The 18466-nt window shown below is 70.9% G+C and carries 15 protein-coding genes; 1 reads left to right on the forward strand and 14 read right to left on the reverse strand.

All coding sequences use genetic code 11. From position 1 onward, the window contains the following. Window positions 1–98 precede the first annotated feature (98 nt). A complete protein-coding gene (locus tag ACFV6D_RS10460) occupies window positions 99–458 on the reverse strand; it encodes a hypothetical protein (RefSeq protein ID WP_380559184.1) in 360 nt (119 codons plus the stop codon). A gap of 59 nt (window positions 459–517) precedes the next feature. Continuing rightward, on the reverse strand, window positions 518–883 hold the full coding sequence (locus ACFV6D_RS10465; RefSeq protein ID WP_380559186.1) for a hypothetical protein: 366 nt from the start codon (window positions 881–883) through the stop codon (window positions 518–520). A 389-nt stretch (window positions 884–1272) separates the two neighbouring features. On the opposite strand from ACFV6D_RS10465, the gene ACFV6D_RS10470 reads away from it, so the two are divergent. Beyond that, window positions 1273–2319: a hypothetical protein gene (locus tag ACFV6D_RS10470; protein ID WP_380559188.1), complete on the forward strand. Its 1047-nt coding sequence runs from the start codon at window positions 1273–1275 to the stop codon at window positions 2317–2319. Window positions 2320–2345: 26 nt separating this feature from the next. Here the strand turns inward: ACFV6D_RS10470 and ACFV6D_RS10475 are convergent, their stop codons facing one another. The 12 genes from ACFV6D_RS10475 to ACFV6D_RS10530 all read right to left on the reverse strand — a co-directional run bounded on the left by ACFV6D_RS10475 (window position 2346) and on the right by ACFV6D_RS10530 (window position 18448). Continuing rightward, the gene (locus ACFV6D_RS10475; protein WP_380559190.1) at window positions 2346–3959 is read right to left on the reverse strand and encodes a DUF2079 domain-containing protein; all 1614 of its coding nucleotides are present in this window, start codon (window positions 3957–3959) and stop codon (window positions 2346–2348) included. A 1-nt stretch (window position 3960) separates the two neighbouring features. Then, a complete protein-coding gene (locus ACFV6D_RS10480; protein ID WP_380559192.1) occupies window positions 3961–5106 on the reverse strand; it encodes a glycosyltransferase 87 family protein in 1146 nt (381 codons plus the stop codon). Window positions 5107–5919: 813 nt separating this feature from the next. After that, the gene (locus tag ACFV6D_RS10485) at window positions 5920–6540 is read right to left on the reverse strand and encodes a LysE family translocator (protein WP_380423613.1); all 621 of its coding nucleotides are present in this window, start codon (window positions 6538–6540) and stop codon (window positions 5920–5922) included. Window positions 6541–6655: 115 nt separating this feature from the next. Continuing rightward, window positions 6656–8440: an SDR family oxidoreductase gene (locus ACFV6D_RS10490; RefSeq protein ID WP_380559194.1), complete on the reverse strand. Its 1785-nt coding sequence runs from the start codon at window positions 8438–8440 to the stop codon at window positions 6656–6658. Continuing rightward, entirely contained in the window at window positions 8437–9300 is an 864-nt protein-coding gene (locus ACFV6D_RS10495) for a M24 family metallopeptidase (protein WP_380559196.1), read from the reverse strand. Before ACFV6D_RS10495 ends, ACFV6D_RS10490 begins: the two co-directional genes overlap by 4 nt. A gap of 27 nt (window positions 9301–9327) precedes the next feature. Further along, a complete protein-coding gene (locus tag ACFV6D_RS10500; RefSeq protein ID WP_380559198.1) occupies window positions 9328–10413 on the reverse strand; it encodes a PDR/VanB family oxidoreductase in 1086 nt (361 codons plus the stop codon). 123 nt (window positions 10414–10536) lie between these two features. Continuing rightward, entirely contained in the window at window positions 10537–11454 is a 918-nt protein-coding gene (locus ACFV6D_RS10505) for a metal-dependent hydrolase (protein ID WP_380559200.1), read from the reverse strand. Between the two features lie 272 nt (window positions 11455–11726). Continuing rightward, on the reverse strand, window positions 11727–12506 hold the full coding sequence (locus ACFV6D_RS10510; protein ID WP_063350013.1) for an IclR family transcriptional regulator: 780 nt from the start codon (window positions 12504–12506) through the stop codon (window positions 11727–11729). 325 nt (window positions 12507–12831) lie between these two features. Beyond that, a complete protein-coding gene (locus tag ACFV6D_RS10515; RefSeq protein WP_063350012.1) occupies window positions 12832–14292 on the reverse strand; it encodes a catalase in 1461 nt (486 codons plus the stop codon). Between the two features lie 98 nt (window positions 14293–14390). Further along, the gene (gene alc, locus ACFV6D_RS10520) at window positions 14391–15650 is read right to left on the reverse strand and encodes an allantoicase (RefSeq protein WP_380340201.1); all 1260 of its coding nucleotides are present in this window, start codon (window positions 15648–15650) and stop codon (window positions 14391–14393) included. Window positions 15651–15659: 9 nt separating this feature from the next. Further along, window positions 15660–17063, reverse strand: a complete 1404-nt coding sequence (gene allB, locus ACFV6D_RS10525) for an allantoinase AllB (RefSeq protein ID WP_380559202.1) — start codon at window positions 17061–17063, stop codon at window positions 15660–15662. Window positions 17064–17305: 242 nt separating this feature from the next. Beyond that, the gene (locus ACFV6D_RS10530; RefSeq protein ID WP_380559204.1) at window positions 17306–18448 is read right to left on the reverse strand and encodes a glycerate kinase; all 1143 of its coding nucleotides are present in this window, start codon (window positions 18446–18448) and stop codon (window positions 17306–17308) included. Window positions 18449–18466 lie beyond the last annotated feature (18 nt).

Consider the following 18466-nt stretch of genomic DNA (forward strand, 5'->3'; position numbering starts at 1 on the left):
AAACAACATATAGTGCGACGACCAAACAGCACACGCGGGCCCCCGCGCCTAGCCGGGCCCCCCCAACCCCCGTGACCGATCACAGCATCACGCAGGCCCTATCCAACGTCGGGGGTGTTCCAGACGCCGCCGTTGTTACGGTCGATCAGCTGGCCGTGGCAGCGGCCCCTGTCTCCGACCGCGAAGTAGTACGACCTCGACTGGCCGGCGCTGATCCAGAACGCACCGTCATCACCGTACCGGTCGCTTCCGCATACCAGGTTGAAGTCCACGTAGGCGGGGTTTCCGCTCCACTTGGAATAGACCACGTTGTATCCGTCGCCGTTGCCCGTAATACAGAAGGACCCGGCCGAGCCGACCGAGCTACACCATCCCGCTGCCTCCGCAGTGGATGACGCGAACGACATGCCGGCGGTCAGAACTGCGGCGGAAGCTGCAACTGCTGCCAGCCGCTTCATCGTCCTCACTGAAATTCCCCTCCCTGGTTGGCGGCCGAGGCCGCCGGATATTTATTGCCTCAGATCCTCGGAGTCTGCCAGGTGCCACCGTTGTTGACGTCAGTCAGCTTGACGCGGCAGCCGTCCGACCGGCGCCCGACTGCAAAGAAGTACGTCTTCATTTCCCCGGCGCTGATCCAGAACGCGCCCTGGTCGTAGAAGTTCTGCGTGCCACAGATCAGGGCGAAGTCGACGTAAGCCGGATCACCCGACCACTTGGTATACACGGCGTTGTACCCGTCGTTGTTCGACGAGATGCAGAGCGATCCGTTCGCGTAGACGCTCTGGCACTCCGTTGCCGCTTCTGCTGCGGATGACGCGAAGACCATGCCCGCACTCAGGACGGCAGTAGAAGCCGCAACCGCCGCCATTCGTTTCATCTTCACAAAATCTCCCCTCCCTTTCCGGCATTCTCTTGACCCAGCCGGACCGGTCACAAAAACTATGATTCGCAAGTTCCAACCGCAAGGGCTATTTCCATCCCCCCGCCCGAATCAGCCAAGATCGCGGGGCCCCTTTGGCGCCCACAGGTCGCGGAAGCCGGTCCATAACCGCACGTCAGCACGGGGCATCGATCGATTCGGCCAGTCCGTACCGATTGGCTTGAAGCGTCAACCTGAAATCAGTCGATCACCGACAGAACGGACACGTCCAACAATATGGTACCCATTTGCCATTTCCTAACCATCGAGCCACATAATCGGAACCATTCGCTCCCATAGTGAAATATTTCGAAAACTGCCAACGAAACTTGCGTTTGCACTATCCTCATCGCATGAAAGCTGCAATCTTCACCCGGAAGAATAGTTTTGACATCGGAGGAAACTTCTTTACTGTTGTCGCGGCCGCACTGCTGCTGGCGCTTGGACTCTTTGTCACGCCGCCCGCAGTGGCGACTCCTCCGGATGGGCCGGCACCCTCCGATGGCGCACGTGGTGAACTTCGCAGAATCATTGAGGGCGTCACCAGCGCCACCGGTGTCCGGTATCAGGCAAAGGACAGCGCCGACCGCTCCATGGACGCGGCGAAGATCATCCAGGATTCATCCGGGATCTACCTGGCGGTCTACCACACGATGCTGGCGGATGGTCGTTTCCATGCGGCTCTCGCCACTTCGACCGATCTGCTGAACTGGACCCTCGCCCACGACTTCGGTGAGGGCAGCTCTCAGCCCACCATCACGCAGATTTCCGACGGCGGCTTTGTGATGGCGTGGGAGCAGGACCCGAGCAATCACATTGCCGTGAGGTACTACCCCACCCTCGGCCAGCTCTTGGCCGGCTCCGCAGCCCGATCGTTCGACGCTCCGCGCACACTGTCCAGGTGCGCCGAGGGTACGCCGAACATCTACGCCGTCCGCCTGTCCCCGGACATCGACCACTCAACGATCATCATCGGCGGCCACTACTTCGCCAACTGCGACGTCGACCGGCAGATGAAGGCGCAGCTGACCAACTTCTCCAACTGGTCCGCCACGGTCGAGCGCACCTTCGACGACGCGATGCTGTACTGGGGCGTCAAAGGCAACATCGGCGACCGCGACACCGTCGACTACAAAGGCTTCCCATACGCCATGGTCGAAGGGCAGTACGCCAAGAACGACTTCCGGACCTGGCGGATATTCCTCTACGACTACACCACCCTGAACGCGGACACCACTGCCATCACCACAGCGGGCGGCAGTGTTGCCTTCGCCAACCCCTCAATCACCTCGCTGCGGCTCCCCGACGGACGCAACGCCATCCTGGTGGCACTCTTCCTACCCAGCGAAGGCGCTGCGCCCGGCGAGGCCGGCGAACTGATCTACTTCCGGGCCGTCTGAGGGACCTCGCACCAGCACACAAGCAGTCAGCCGCGGAACAGGTTGTGTCCCACATCGGACGGGACCTTGTCCTGAACCGGCTTGCTGCCCGGGCCCGGTACGTGCTCCCCGGGGACGGGCTCGGCGCCTTCCCGATGGAGAAGCACCACTCCGTCCTCGGCCCAGACCTGCCGGTACCCGTGGTCGAGCAACAGCTGTATCCGGTCGGCCTGCTGCCGGTCCGTGGCAAAGGGGAACGACCGCTTGTTGGACCTGGTGAGCACGTACTCGCGTCCACGTGGTGTCTCGTCCACCAGCACCACGTCCGTCCTGGCGGTCAGCTGCGGCGCGATCTGGTTGTCCGCCTCGACCGACGCGCCATCAGGAATGAGCGAGGCTGCCCGCACGAGGGCGGCCTCGCTCGGCTTGGGCTGCCAATATGACGGCACTGCGAGGTGCAGCAGCCCGATCGGTACAGCTGCGACCAGCATGCAGCCCGCCGTGGCCAGGCCCAGGGTACGAGCCCGTCGGGCAGTCCGCCCGCTGGTGGTCAGCCTGCCCAGGACCTCGATGGTGGCCGTGAGCATGATCGGCCAGAGCATGGAGTCGTAGTGGCGGGCGATCGACCAGTGGTTGGGGTTGTTGGACAGGATCCGCTCGGCCAGTAGCGGAAGCGCGCACAGCACCGTCGCCGACCGCAGCGGCAGCAGGCACATCGTGCCGAAGAGCCAGAGCAGCAGCAGCGGCTTGAGGGGCTGGTCGAAGGCCGCCTGCACCAGCAGCAGCGGGTCACTCAGCACGTTCCGAAGTGCACTACCGGCGTCGGGGCCGAGCGAACCGTAGTTCCAGTAGTAGCCCGGTTCGCCGCCCATCCCCGGGATCAGCCACTTGATCGCCACCGCTGATGCGAGCGGTCCGCCCACCAGTAGACCGATACCCGTGAATCGACCGGCACGGTCCTCTGAACCGCGTGCACGCAGCAGCAGTACCAGGCCGTACGCCCCCACCATGAGGCCAAGGTCTTCCTTGGTGCAGCACAGAAGGACGGCTGCGAGCACCACCGTGCCGAACTTCCGCGCGAGGCCGCGCTCCAGCATCAGCAAGGTGAGGGGTACGGCGAAGGCGACCTCGTGGAATCCGACCCGGGAGGCGACCAGCAGCGGCCACCCCAGCGCGTAGACGAGACCGGCGAGGTCGGCGACACGCCGGGCGGTCCTCGGCTCTGCGGCGGCGAAGCAGTGGGAGGTGATCCGTCGGATCAGCGGCACTCCGGCTGCGAAGAGCAGAGCCTGACCAATGATGAGCGAGCGGGGGTCGTCCCAGATCCAGTACAGCGGTGCGAGCAGAGCCAGGATCGGGGAGAAATGGTCGCCCAGCAGAGAGAAGCCCGGCGGGAACTCGTGGTGGTAGCTCTTCAACGACGAGACGGGCAGCCCGAAGTGTGCGTATCCGCGCACGCCCTGGTCGAAGATGCCGAGATCGAAGCCACCAAGCGATACGGACGCCCATCCCTGCATGCCGATAGCGCACATGACGGTGAAGCAGAGGACGCTGAGTATCGCGGTGCGCTGGGCGGGCGTGAGACCGATGGTCGAGGAGGGCTTCCCGTCACCCGACGCGGCGGCAAGCGGCGGCAGTGCGGCTTCTGTCCGAGTGGTCACGTCAGACCTGATTCGTCAGCGCGGCATCATGATCGGTCCTGCCGGCCGGGAGGCCTTGGGTTTCTCCGGACCCGTTGCCGACCGGACGCCACGCGCGATACAGGCGCAGCCCCACGACGACAAGAACGGCGACGCCCAGAGGCGGGTAGATCGAGCCGGGCAGTTGCCAGTACCAGGCGACGTCGCGTCCCCATCGGTGGGGCGGTATCCACATGGCGTGGGAGAGGAACACCGCCAGCGTGATGCCGAGCAGCACCCGTCGCGCTGTTGTCCTGGCCTCCACAGCCAGCAACGCAATGAGAGGGATGCACCACACCCAGTGGTGGGTCCAGCTGATCGGCGAGATCAGCAGCGCGGTGAACGCGGTGCAGACGGCGCCCCAGGCGTCGGCCCGGCGCAGCACCCGTACAGAGCGCCCGGCCAGGACGGCCACCGCGAGGCCGAGCGTCCCGACGAGAGCGGAAGCGGCGAGCCCGACGAGGCCCGGGTCGTTGACGTCGAGGAGTCGGCAGACGGCGCCCCGGAGCGACTGGTTGTCCATGAGGACCGTGACGCCTACCCGGCTAGGGTCCCAGAGGTAGTTGGTCCAGAAGCCGAAGGAGGCGTCGGGCAGCACAAGCCAGCCGATCAGGCCGGCCGCCAGGAATGTGCCTCCTGAGACCAGAGCGGCTCTGATGCGTCCGGTGAGGAGCAGGTATACGGCGAACAGGCCCGGAGTGATCTTGATGGCGGTGGCCAGACCGATGCCCACGCCCTTGAACCGGCTCCGGTCCGGGCGGGTCAGGTCCCACAGAACCAGACAGAGGATGCCTAGGTTGACCTGGCCGTACTGGAAGGTGGTGTACACCGGCTCCAGCCAGACGCTGAGGCCCGTCGCGAGAAGGATGGCGGCTGAACGGTGGCGCGCGCGGGGCCACCCGATCAGGCGGAGGGAAAGGTACACGGCCAGGGCGAGCAGGGCGAGGTTGAGGAGCATCACCAGAACCCTCAGCGTGCTCACGTCGAACCAGGTGCTCGGCACGAAGAGCATCGCGGCGAAGGGCGGGTAGGTGGCCGGCAGGTCCCACCCGGGCACTCGCATCGCGTACAGATCCTCGCCATGGACGACTGCGGCGCCCTCGGCTCGGTAAACGAGCATGTCGACCATGGTCGCCCCGTGGAAGTGACGTACGACGGCGAACACCGCCAGTGACACCACTGCCCCGCAAGCCGCTAGGATTGTCCAGGATCTTGTCGGTGACGAGGTGCCGTTAGGCTCCTTTGTTTCTACATGCCGTGCCCACCGCTTAAGATCGAACGCGCGCACCGCAGTAGCACCCCGTAGAGATAGCCAGATCGTTCCGTCGTCAGCGTCTGGGCCCACCCACCATAACCGACCTGCCTGAGGCCGCCCGCAGCTCGACCCGCTCTCGGCCTCACCCGCATCCCGCCGTCAGACCGCTGTCGGCCAACCCCCTCACGTAACGTCCCAATCGCGCCAGAAATTTAGATCACGCGCGGTACGAACATGGGCGTCCGCTGCATACACGTGAGCCACCAACTGGTCAACCTGCCGTCGCCGTAGTGCCAGCGGCCTGCCCGACGGGCCAGCAGTGACCTGCGGATACGCCGACGACCGGGTTCTGTGAGACCCGGACGCCGCTGGATCGCGAATTTGAAGTTCGACGAGATGCTCAACTCCAAGCGGGAGTCGTGAAAAGACGCTCACCCGCGGACATGTGTCCGCCATCGGGTTCGGGGTAGGCTCGGCCTTCGCGACTCGGTCGGGCAGACCAGGACCAACCACCCGACCGCCGCCATGCGAAGTGGACCGGAGCATTCCCGTCCGCTGCAGTGCCCGGAAGGTTTCCAAGCGGGCCAGGTCACTTGAGGCTGGAGTTTCGCCGTTTCGGTGGAACGCGGACGACCGCTGCGGATTGTCGGTCTCGACGCCTCGCCAAACGCCCTCTCAAGCAATCGGTCAGTCGCTCAGCGCCAGCTTCACGCCGAAGCCCACCACCACCGCGCCGGTCACCCGGTCCATCAGCCTCCGGGCGGCCGGGCGACGCAACCAGCCGCGCAGCGCCTGGGCGAAGCCGACCAGGACGGCCGACCACAGCACGCCCTCCACCACGTGGACGCAGGTGAGCGCCACCCCGGCGGCGAAGTGCGGGGCCCCGGCGGGGATGAACTGCGGCAGCACGGCCACGTAGAACACCCCGACCTTGGGGTTCAGCAGATTGGTCAGCGTGCCGCGCCGCCAGCCGTACCCGAAGCCGCCCTCGACCGGCTCCTCCTCGGCCGCCGTCTCCCCGCCCCGGCTGCGCAGCATGCCGACGCCCATCCACACCAGGTACGCGGCCCCGCCCCAGCGCAGCACCTCGTACGCCACCTGCGAGGCGGTCAGCAGCGCCGTCACCCCGGCCGAGGTCAGCGTCCCCCAGACCAGCGTCCCGGTCTGGATCCCCAGCACCACCCCCCACGCCTGACGCCGCCGCCCGAGCGCGGACGTGCGCAGCACCAGCGCGGTATCGAGCCCGGGTGTGAGCGTGAGCAGCCCCACGACGAGGGCGAAGGACCACAGAGCCGTTGTCATCTCCATGGGCCTCGATGCTCTCACAGGCCCGACGGGGCCCTCGGGTCGACCTCCCGGAGCGAAGCGGGCCTGCGATATACGGGAGCAAGTGTTGCCGATACCGCAGGCCCGCAGGGGCCGCTCAGGTGACGTTGAGGCGGGCTGCCAGGCGCAGGAGGCCGGGGCTGAGGCGGGAGAGGAAGCGGGCGGCCTTGGCCTCGGGGGTGACGGGGACGACCGGCTTGCCGGTGCGGACGGCGGTGAGGATGGCGGTGGCGACCTTCTCCGGGGGGAAGCCGCGGCGGGCGTAGAGCCTGGCGGCGCGGGCCTGCTTGGCGGCCTGCTGGTCGGCGGTGGTCGCGGAGAAGGTGGAGGTGCGGGTGATGTTGGTGTTGACGATGCCCGGGCAGATGGTGGAGACGCCGATGCCGTGCCCGGCGAGTTCGGCGCGCAGGCAGTCCGAGAGCATGAACACCGCGGCCTTGCTGGTCGCGTACGCGGTGAGCGCCTTGGACGGCAGGTAGGCGGCGGCCGAGGAGACGTTGACCAGGTGGCCGCCGCGGCCGCGGTCGGCCATCAGCGTGCCGAAGGCGCGGCAGCCGTGGATGACGCCCCAGAGGTTGACGTCCAGGACGCGCTGCCACTCCTTCTCGGTGGTCTGCAGGAACGTCCCGGAGTGGCCGATGCCGGCGTTGTTGACCACCACGTCGGGCACCCCGTGCTCCTCCGCGACCGCCTGGGCGAAGGCGTCCACCGCAGCGCCGTCGGCGACGTCCACCCGGTAGGCGTGTGCCTGCGGGCCGAGCAGCGAGGCGAGTTCGGCGGTGCGCTGGGCGGCGGCGAGGTCGAGGTCGCAGACCACGACGCGGGCGCCGTCCTCGGCGAAGGCGAGCGCGGTGGCCCGGCCGATGCCGCTGCCGCCGCCGGTGACGACGACCAGCCGGCCGTCGCCCTGCTCCCGGGCCGGCTCGGCGGCCCCGGTCTCGATGCGGGTGGTGAACTCGCGGACCATCTCGGCCACGGTGGCTCCCTTCTCCAGCAGCGCCGACCAGTGGCCGGCGTGCAGCGTCCGTCGGGTCAGCTCGGGCACCCAGCGTTCCAGCCCCTCGGAGAGGAACGGGGCGACGTAGCGGTCCCGGGTGAGGGTGATCAGCTGGACCGGCACCTGCGTCGGCCGCTCGCGCGGACTGCGCAGCGTGGGGCGGAAGTTGGCCCGGTACAGCTCGATGCCGCGGACGGCGTCGCGGCGCAGGCCGGGCTGCGGGTGGTCGGGCCGCGGGGTGACCTGCTCCAGGTCGCGCAGCACCCGCGGCCAGGCCCGGGCCAGGCCCAGGCGCCACACGCCGGGGGCGAGGAAGGGCAGGTGGAAGGCCGTGATGTACCAGGAGTGCAGGCCCTGGTGGAGGAGTTGGCGCAGGTGGCGCGGGGTGGGCCGGCGCATCCGGTGGCGCAGCCAGTACCCCATGTGGTCCAGGCAGGGGCCGGACATGGTGGTGTACGAGGCGATCCGCCGCTCGGAGCCGGGCTCGGTGACGGCCTCCCAGGACTGCAGCGAGCCCCAGTCGTGGGCGACCACGTGCACCGGGCGGTCGGGGCTGACGGCGTCGGCGACCGCGAACAGGTCGGCGGCCAGGTGCTCCAGCCGGTAGCCGTCCCGGGTGGCGGGTACTCCGGACTCGCCGGCGCCGCGCACGTCGTAGCGGACCACGTGGTGGTCGCGGGCGAGGTCGGCGGCGACGTCGTCCCAGACCGCGTGGGTGTCCGGGTAGCCGTGCACCAGGAGGACGGTGGGGGCGGCCGGGTCGCCCTCTTCGAAGACGGCGAGCGGGAGGCCGTCGGAGCGCACGGTGCGGCGGCGCACGGGCGGGGCGGCCGGCGCCTTCGGGGCAGCTGCGGCCTTCGGGGCGTCTGCGGCGGGGGTGGTCATCGGGCGGCCTCCAGGGCAACGTCGTGGGCGGCGCCCGCCGTCCAGCGGCGGACGTGCGGCAGGTCGTCGTCGAGCCAGTGGGCGTCGTCCTCGGTGACCACCAGCAGTTCCTCGAACTTGATGCCCACGCCGCGGAAGCCGATGTGCGGCTCGACCGCCCACAGGCCCGGGGTGGGCGCGTGCCGGGACGACCGGCCGTCCGCCCAGAGCGGTGAACGGCCTTGCAGGCGCTCGGAGATCAGCTCGCGCCCGAGGGTCTGCAGGGTGCGCACGCCGAAGCCGAGGACGTTGACCCCGGCCGGGCCGCGCACGGTGGTGCGGGTGACCTGATGGCCGATCACCCGGCCCGGGTAGACCTGGTGGCGGTTATCGTAGCCGTGCGCGGCGATCTGCGCGTCCACGGCCGCGTACACCTCGTTGAGCGGACGGCGGGCGCGCACCTCGGCGAGGATCAGCTCGCGGTACACCTGGAGGTCGGCGGCCAGGCGGTCCCAGACCCGGTTCTCACCGACCTTGCCGCCGTAGCCGATGTCGGCGGTGTAGCCGTCGACGATGGGCGCGCAGTCCAGGACGTACGGCATGCCCTCCTCCAGGCGGCGGTTGCCGGCGAAGAACTGGAGCGGGGTGTGGAAGTGCCGGAAGGCCGTGCGGTCGCCGAACCAGGCGAACGGGACGTGGAAGAAGTCCTGCACCCCGGCGGCGACCAGGCGGCGGCGCAGTTCGGCGGTGGCCTGGCGCTCGGTGACGCCCGGTTCGATCCAGGCGGCGACCTGTTCGGCGCAGTCGTAGGCGAGTTGCTGGGTCTCGCGGAAGCGGGCGAGGTCGCGCTCGTCGTAGGGGAAGGTCGGGGGGTTCGCCATCGGGGCTCCTTCTACAGGTCGAGCACGCTACAGGTCGAGCACCAGGGTCTCGCCCTCGGCGGCCCGGGAGACGCAGGGCAGCACGGCGCCGGCGGCACGCTGCTCGGGGGTGAGCCGGCGGTCCCGGTGCTCGGGCGTACCGGCCAGCAGGCGGACCTCGCAGGTGCCGCAGAAGCCCTGGTGGCAGGAGTACGGGAGGTCGGGGCGGGCTTCGCGCAGCACGTCCAGGGCGGAGCGGTCGGCGGGGACGTCCAGCGCCGGGCCGTCGACGCCCAGGCGCAGGGCGAAGGGCTCGCCGCCGATGATCGGGGCGGCGCCGAAGCGCTCGAAGTGCAGGGCGGTGGAGGGGGATTCGTCCAGGGCGCGCTGCACGGCGGTGAGCATCGGGGCCGGGCCGCAGCAGTAGACGGCGGCGCCGTGCGGGGCGTGGGCGAGCAGGTCGGCGCCGGTCGGCACGCCGTGCTCGTCGTCGGTGCGCAGCACCACCCGGCACGGGTCGAGGGCGCGCAGCTCGTCCGCGTACGGGAGGGTGTCGGCGCTGCGGCCGACGTGCACCAGGCGCCAGTCCAGGCCGTGCCGCTGCGCCTCGCGGGCCATCGGGAGCAGCGGGGTGATGCCGATGCCGCCGGCGAGCAGCAGGACGGCGGGCTCGGCGCAGAAGGCGAAGCCGTTGCGCGGGCGGCGGGCGGTGAGGCGGCTACCGGAGTGCAGGGTGTCGTGGATCTCGACGGAGCCGCCGCCGCCCTCGGGCAGTCGCCGTATGGCGATCCGGTAGGCGGCGCGGTCGGCGGGGTCGCCGCAGAGCGAGTAGTGGCGTTCGCGGCCGGAGGGCAGGGCGAGGCGCAGGTGGGCGCCGGGCTGCCAGCCGGGGAGCGGGCCGCCGGAGGGGTCGGCGAGTCGCAATTCGACGACGTCGGAGGCGAGTTGGCGGCGGGCGGCGACGACCAGCTGGAGCGGCGGGGTGGGGCGGCTGAGCGGGCGGCGGGGGTTGCGGCGCAGCAGGGGGCTGCCGAGGGCCGGGGTGTAGCGGTCGCCGAAGGCGGTGAGCCGGCGCATGAACGCGTCGGCGCGGGGGCGGCCGTAGAGGTCGGGGGGCGGGTTGAGCAGGTCCATCCGGCGGTCCTTGGCGTCTGGGAGGGGGCGCGGGCGGCGGGTGACAGGTTTCAGAGTTCAGATTTCAGATAACAGATAACGTTTTCTGTTATCTGTTATCTGAAATCTGTCGCCTGAACTCTGTCAGTGGCCCCCTGCCGCCGCGCGGGCGGCCGGGGAGGCGGCGAGGTAGCCGAGGGCCTGGCTGGAGGAGCCCTCCTGGGTGGGGTGGTAGCCGGGCCGCAGGTAGCGCAGGCCGGAGCGGATCGACCGGACCGGGTCGGGCAGCAGGCCGCGCCTCGCGATCTTGCCGGCCTCGCGCCAGGTGGGCTTGAGCCGTCCACCGAGGGTGGGGTCGGCGGCGAGCAGGAAGCGGGCGCCGCGCACCCAGAGGTGGAACAGCAGCGGCCCGGAGACCGCCATGCCGCGGACCCTGCGCAGGTAGCCGGGGTCGAGGTGGACCATCAGGTCGAAGGCGACACTGCGGTGTTCGACCTCCTCGGCGCCGTGCCAGCGCAGCAGGTCGAGCATCGTCGGGTCGGCCTTGGCGCGGTCCAGGCCAGGGGAGTTGAGCGCCCAGTTGCCGAGGAAGGCGGTGAAGTGCTCGATCGCCGCCACGAAGGCGACCCGCTCGATGAGGTTCTCGCGTCGCCGCGCGGGGCTGAGCCCGGGCTTGTCACCGAGGACGCGCTGGAACAGCCAGGCGATCTGCCGGACGTACGGACGCGGGTCGAGCCCCTGGCCGAGCAGGTGGTCGAGGACCTCCTGGTGCGCCTCGGCGTGGATGGCCTCCTGGCCGATGAACCCGAGGACCTCCTCGCGCAGTTGCTCGTCGCGGATGAGCGGCAGCGCCTCCTTGAAGACCTTGACGAACCAGCGCTCACCCTCGGGCAGCAGCAGGTGCAGCACGTTGATGACGTGGGTGGCCATCGGCTCGTCAGGAATCCAGTGCAGCGGCAGCCGGTCCCAGTCGAAGCGGACGTCCCGGGGTTCGAGGACGAGGCTGTCGTGGACGCGCGCGGCGGGGACGGCAAGGGCGGGTACGGGGGTTGAGCGGGGCACGGCAGGCCCTCCTGACCTCGGGGCGGCGGCTCGACTCAGGGAAACGTACTCGCGGGTAGCGGCCGGGACAAGGGGTTCGGCGACTCTTATCGACATCGAGTCTAATAAGTGACGCACTCCGGGGCCGTCACCGGAAACGCTTGCGAACGGACGCACCCGTGAACGAACACGCCTGCGAACCGTCATGTCTGTGAACCAACACGCCCGCGGACAAACACGCGAGCCCCGCCGGATCACTCGGATCCGGCGGGGCCCACGGGAGCGACCGGCCGTCAGACCGCCATTGCCAGCATCAGCGGCGCCGCCCTGGCCGCCAGCAGTTCGGCGGCGGCCTTCAGCTTGTGCACGTTGTCCACCGGCATCGACGTGGCCAGGCAGCCGACCGTGCTGCCCGCCGTGATCGGGACGGCCGCGCACACCGTGCCGAGCGCGTACTCCTGGATGTCCAGCACCGGCACGGTGGCCGGCTGCCGCTCCAGCCGGTGCATCAGCTGGTCGGCGTCGGTGACGGTCCGGGAGGTGAGCCGGGCCACCGGGTGGCGGGAGAGGTGGTCCCAGCGGGCGTCCGCGTCGAGCTGGCCGAGCAGGCACTTGCCGATCGCGCTGGCGTGCGCGGTGGCCCGGAAGTCCACCCACTCCTGCACGGCCGGAGCGTACTCGGCCGCGGACACCGCCTCCACCGACAACTCGCCGTCGTGGTAGCGGGTGAAGTACACTGCCGCACCCAACTCGTCGCGCAGCTCGGCGAGTTTGCGGTTCAGTCGGGCCTTCACCAGCTGCTCCCGGTTGTGCTGGCCGAGCAGGGCGAAGGTACCGCCGAGCACCCAACCGCCGTCCTGGCACTGGAGGTAGCCCTCGATCTCCAGGATCTCGGCGAGCTGCCGGACGGTCGGCAGGCCGAGCGAGGTCTCCCGCGCGAGGGCGACCAGGGTGGCACCGTCAGGGTGCCGGTCGACGGCCTCCAGCAGTCTGAGGGCGTGCTGCAGGGAGGTGAACGGGCCGGCGAGGCCCTGGTCCAGCGCGGCGTGGCGACCCGGGGCTGGTGTCGACATGTCGTCCCCTTCCGATGTCCCCCCACGGAGCGACCGCGGGCGCCCTCCAGCCTATCGACCCGGCGGGCCCGGCGACTGCCGTCCGTGAATATCCGTGAACATTCCGTGGAGCACCCACCGATCGCCTGGAGGAACGGTAGTGGAGGACAGCACGACGGGCCCCTCCCCCACTGCCCGGGGAGAGGAGGCCGTCCCGCGGCCGCCGGGTTGCGGGGCCCCGGCGGCCGGTGGGGGCGGGTCAGTCGGTCAGCGGGGCGTCACGCGAGGCGCGCCACGACGGGGTGGCCCAGCCCTCGTTGCACGTGGCACGCCATAGCGAGGTGGCTCAGCCCTCGTCGCCCGCCCGCAGCTTGGCGACGGCCGCCTCCAGGCGGGCGCCGTACTCCTCGTCCGCGGCGTGGAAGTGGGCGAGGTTCTTCTCGACCACGTCGTCGCGGCTCACCTGAGCGAGGAAGCCCGCGATGTTGTCGATCAGCCGGGTCCTCTCGCCCGCGGACATCAGCCGGTACAGTTCGCCGGCCTGGAAGAAGTCGTCGTCCTTGGTGTGGGCCGGCGTGGTGTAGGTGCCCGTGTAGCCGTCCAGCCGGACCGGCGCGGCGAGCGCGGTGTCGGTCTGGGCGGGGCCGTCGTACGAGTTGGGCTCGTAGTTCTTGCCGCGGCCGGACTTGTTGACGGCGTGGAGGCCGTCGCGGCCGTAGTTGTCCGCCTCGGTGGCGCGCGGGGCGTTCACCGGCAGCTGGGTGTGGTTGACGCCGAGGCGGTAGCGCTGGGCGTCGGCGTAGGCGAACAGGCGGCCCTGGAGCATCTTGTCCGGGGAGGGGCCGATGCCGGGCACGAAGTTGTTCGGCGAGAACGCGGACTGCTCGACGTCGGCGAAGACGTTCTCCGGGTTCCTGTTGAGCACCAGGCGGCCGACCTTGACCAGCGGGTAGTCGGCGTGCGGCCACACCTTGGTGAGGTCGAACGGGTTGAAGCGGTAGTCCGCGGCCTCGGCCACCGGCATCAGCTGGACGTAGAGGGTCCAGGACGGGAACACGCCGCGCTCGATGGCCTGGTGCAGGTCGCGCTGGTGCGAGTCGGCGTCGGCACCGAGCACCTCGGCGGACTGGTCGCCGTCCAGCGAGCGGATGCCCTGGTTGGTCTTGAAGTGGTACTTGACCCAGTAGGCGTCGCCCTCGGCGCTGACCCACTGGTAGGTGTGCGAGCCGTAGCCGTTCATGTGGCGGTAGGAGGCCGGGATGCCGCGGTCGCCGAACAGCCAGGTGATCTGGTGGGTCGAGGCGGGCGAGTGGGCCCAGAAGTCCCAGACGTTGTCCGCCTCCTGCACGCCGGTGTACGGGTCGCGCTTCTGCGAGTGGATGAAGTCGGGGAACTTGAGCGGGTCCTTGATGAAGAACACCGGGGTGTTGTTGCCGACCAGGTCGTAATTGCCCTGCGCGGTGTAGAACTTCAGCGCGAAGCCGCGCGGGTCGCGCACCGCGTCGCTGGAGCCCAGGTTGCCGGCCACGGTGGAGAACCGCAGGAAGACCTCGGTGCGCTTGCCGACCTCGGCGAGGAAGTCCGCGCGGGTGTACTGCGACACCTCGTCGGTGACCTCGAAGTAGCCGTACGCGCCGGAGCCGCGGGCGTGCACGACGCGCTCCGGGATGCGCTCGCGGTTGAAGCGGGCCAGCTTCTCCAGCAGCTGCTGGTCCTGGATCAGCAGCGGGCCGTACTCGCCGGCCGAGGCCGAGTTCTGGTTGTCGGCGACCGGGGCGCCGGACTCCGTGGTCAGGATCTTGGACATGGAGGGTCCTTCAGGTGTCGATAAAAGCAGTGCGTGGAGAGTGAAATGACGCAGCGTCAGTTTGTGGCACAGGGCTCCGCCGGATCGCCGAACGGGCGTCAGGCGCCCAGCAGGCGCCACACCGCCGAGCGGCGGCGGGAGGAGTGCTCGCCGTCGGGGCCGTCGGCGGGCCGGAGCGCGGCGACGGCGCCGGCGGCCGCGGTCTGGTCCGCCAGCGGGCGGGCGGCGGTCAGCGCGGCGGCCTCGTCGGCGGTCAGGCCGGCCTCGGTGAGGGCCGCGGCGGCCTCGGCGGCCGGGACGGCGTTGAACCAGCGCAGCGCGAGGGCCGCGCGGCCGGCCTCGGTGAGGCGGCCGGTGAGCCGGAGGCGGGCGAGGCCGCCGTCCGGGTGGACGTTGATGCGCACGTGGGTCACCGGGCGGCCGGCGTCGAGCCGGAAGCGGTGCCGGGTGTCGGGCTGCAGGCGGGTGCGGGGCAGGATCTCGAACCATTCGCCGTCGGCCGGGTCCGCCCCGGTCGAGGCGTCGAAGCCGACGAGGTCGGCCCAGCCGGGGGCATTGGCGACGAAGTGGGTGGTGTCCACCTCGGCGGCCAGGGCCTCACCGCCCCCGGCCAGGGCGATCTGCACCCAGTCGTTGGCCTTGTCGCGCCGACGCCGGGTCTCCCAGCCCTCGCCCATGACGGAGGCGCGGCCGGGAGCGTTCAGGTTGTGCGGGGAGGAGAAGTAGCGGTCGGACGCCGCCTCGGCCACGCCGCCGTACTCCTGGGCGGCCAGGTCGAAGGTGAGGCCGTCCAGTTCGCGCGGGTCGGGCAGCACCTCGCCGTGGACGCGCAGCCGGGCGACGCCGCCGTCCGGGAAGATGTTGAGGCGGATGTGGGTGTAGCGGTTGGCGTCCTCGACGGCGAACTCGTGGGCGGTGTCGCCCTGGAGCGGGGTGCGCGGCACCAGCGTGGTCCACTCGGCGTCCGCGACTTCCTCGGGCGAGGGGTGGCCGGGCACGGAGGCGGCCTCGACGGAGGCGCTCTCCGGGTAGTTGCCGGTGAAGTGGGCGGTGTCCACGACCAGGCCGCGGACCACACCGCCGGCGCCGAGCCGGACGATCGCCCAGTCGTGGTCCTGGTCGGTGGGGTGGGGCTGGTCGGCGGAGACGCCGCGGCGGCGCTTGGACTCCCAGCCGTCCATGATCTGGCCCTTGTGGCCGAAGGTGTGCGGGCGGAACTCGGCGGGCTTGGCGACCAGGAGGTTCTCGGCGTCGGCGAAGGTGTCCTCGTTGGTGGCGACGACGCCCGCGCCGAGCAGCCGCGAGGCCAGGTTGACCAGCTCGGTGAAGGGAGCGCTCGGGGTGTCGGCAGTGGTCACGAAGTCTCCTCAGGACGGGCGATCGGACGGGGTGGTGGGGGCGGCGGCGGGCCGGGTGAGCGGGCGGCCGAAGGGCTCGGCCGAGACGTCCACCGCGCGGCCGCGCAGCCAGGTGGTGCGGACCACGCCGGTCAGCGTCCGGCCCGCGTACGGGGTCACGGGGTTGCGGTGGTGCAACTCGCGGGGGTGAACGGCGAATTCGCCGTCGGGGTCGAAGGCGACCAGGTCGGCGTCGCAGCCCGCCGCGATGGCGCCCTTGACCCCGGTAAAGCCGGCGAGTTCGGCCGGTCCGGCGGACATCCAGCGGACCACGTCGGCGAGGCCGTGGCCGCGGCGGCGGGCCTCCGTCCAGATCGCCGGCAAGCCCAGTTGCAGGGAGGCGATGCCGCCCCAGGCGGCCGCGAAGTCACCGCTGCCGCCGTACTCGGGCAGCAGCTTGAGGTCGGGGGTGGAGGGCGAGTGGTCGGAGACGACGGCGATGAACTCGCCGTCCGCCAGGGCCTGCCAGAGCAGGTCGCGGTTGGTCTCGTCGCGGATCGGCGGGCAGCACTTGAAGGCGGTGTCGCCGTCCGGCACCTGCTCGGCCGCCAGGGTCAGGTAGTGCGGGCAGGTCTCGGCGGTGACCTGGACGCCGTCCTCGCGGGCCTGGCGCAGCAGCGGCAGCACGGCGGCGGAGGAGACGTGCAGGATGTGGACGCGGGCGCCGGTGCGCCGGGCGGTGTCGAGCAGGACGGCGACGGCGGCGGTCTCCGCGTCGGCGGGGCGGGAGGCGAGGAAGTCGCGGTAGTGGACGCCGGGTTGCTGCGGGGCGGCGGCCAGCACGGCCGGGTCCTCGGCGTGGATGATCGCCAGCGCCCCGAGCCGGGCCTGCTCGGCCAGCGCGGCCTCCAGGTCCACGGCCTCGACGTGCGGGAACTCGTCGACGCCGGAGGGGGCGAGGAAGCTCTTGAAGCCGAACACGCCGGCCTCGTGCAGCGGCGCGAGGTCCGGGACGTTGCCGGGGACGGCGCCGCCCCAGAAACCGAGGTCGACCCAGGCCTGGCCGTCCGCGGCCGTCCGCTTGGCGGCCAGGCCGTCCAGCGTGGTGGTGGGCGGGACGGAGTTGAGCGGCATGTCGATGATCGTGGTGACGCCGCCGGCCGCGGCGGCCCGGGTGGCGGTGGCGAAGCCCTCCCACTCGGTGCGGCCGGGTTCGTTGACGTGCACGTGGGTGTCGACCAGGCCGGGCAGCAGGGCGGTGTCGCCGAGGTCGGCGAGGCCGCCGTCGCCGTCGGGTCGGTCGCCCGCGAGGAGCGAGCCGTACGCGGCGACCTGCTCGATCTTCCCGTCCCGGATCAGCACGTCGGCGGGGCGCTCACCGTCGGGCAGGACCACCCGTCGGGAGCGGATCACCGCTGGCTGGCTGAAAGGCATGGGAGACCTCCGAAACCTGGAAGTTGGGGGTGAGCGCCGGGCAGGAACCGGGCGCGAACCGGGCGGGAGCCGGAAGGGGAACCGGGCGGGGAAGCGAAGGATTGCCGGGAGCCTAGGCCCGCCTTCAACAAAACGTCAATGGAGGAACGTACGAGGGAAACGTACGGGGGATCCGCACGCCGCATCGGCATGCGGGACCGGGACCGGGACCGGGACCGGGTACGGCGGATCGGCCCGAGGGATCAGCCGGACAACAGCTCGCCCGCCAGCCGCTCCCCCGCGACCTCGGCCAGCTCGCCGGCCTTGGTCATGCTGTCCCCCGGCCGCTCGGCGAGGTCGGTGAGGGCGATCGCGGCGGTGAACCCGGCCGCCCGCCACTCGGGCTCGGACAGCTCCAGCCGCCCCGCCACGGCAGCTACCCGAACCCCCGCCCGGGCGGCCGCCGCGGCAACGCCGGCGGGGGCCTTGCCGTGGAGCGTCTGCGCGTCCAGACAGCCCTCGCCGGTCACGACCAGGCGTGCCCCACGCACGGCCTCGTCGAAACCCAGCAGTTCGAGCAGCAGCTCGATACCGGGTCGCATGGTGGCGCCGAGCAGCGCGAGGGCGGCGAAGCCCACCCCGCCGGCGGCCCCGGCGCCAGGGGCGTCGCGCACGTCCCGTCCGGTGGCCAGGGCGACCTGGTCGGCGAAGCGGGTCAGGCCCTCCTCCAGGATCACCAGGTCGTCGCCGTCGGCGCCCTTCTGCGGGCCGTAGACGGCGGTGGCGCCGCGCGGGCCGAGCAGCGGGTTGTCCACGTCGCAGGCCACGACGATCTCGACGCCGGCCAGCACGTCGGCCAGCGGGCCGGGCTCGATCCGGTCGAGCCTGCGCAACGCGGCTCCGCCGGGGGGCAGTTCGGCGCCCTCGGCATCGAACAGGCGGACCCCGAGGGCCTGGACCATGCCCGCGCCGCCGTCGGTGCAGGCGCTGCCGCCGAGGCCGAGCACGATCCGCTTGGCGCCGAGCGCCACGGCCCGGCCGATCAGCTGGCCGACGCCGTAGGAGCCGGCCGCGAGCGGGGCGGTGCGGCCGCCGGGGAGCCGGGCGAGACCGGAGGACTGCGCGAGCTCGACCACGGCGGTGTCCTCCCGCACGGCCAGCGCGGCGTCCACCGGCAGGCCGGTCGGGCCGGCCACCTTGGCCGGGACGCGGGTGAAGCCGGCCGCGAGCGCGGCGGCCAGGGTGCCCTCGCCGCCGTCGGCGACGGGCAGTTCGCGCACCTCGACGCCGGGCGCGGCGCGCCGGACGCCGGCGGCGATCCGGGCGGCGACCTCGGCGCCCTCCAGGGTGCCCTTGAACTTGTCGGGAGCTACGACCACATGGCCCTGGTGGGGGGTGACGGGCATGGTGCGGTCCTCACTTCC

The organism is Kitasatospora sp. NPDC059812, from assembly GCF_042732075.1.
Lineage (GTDB): Bacteria > Actinomycetota > Actinomycetes > Streptomycetales > Streptomycetaceae > Kitasatospora.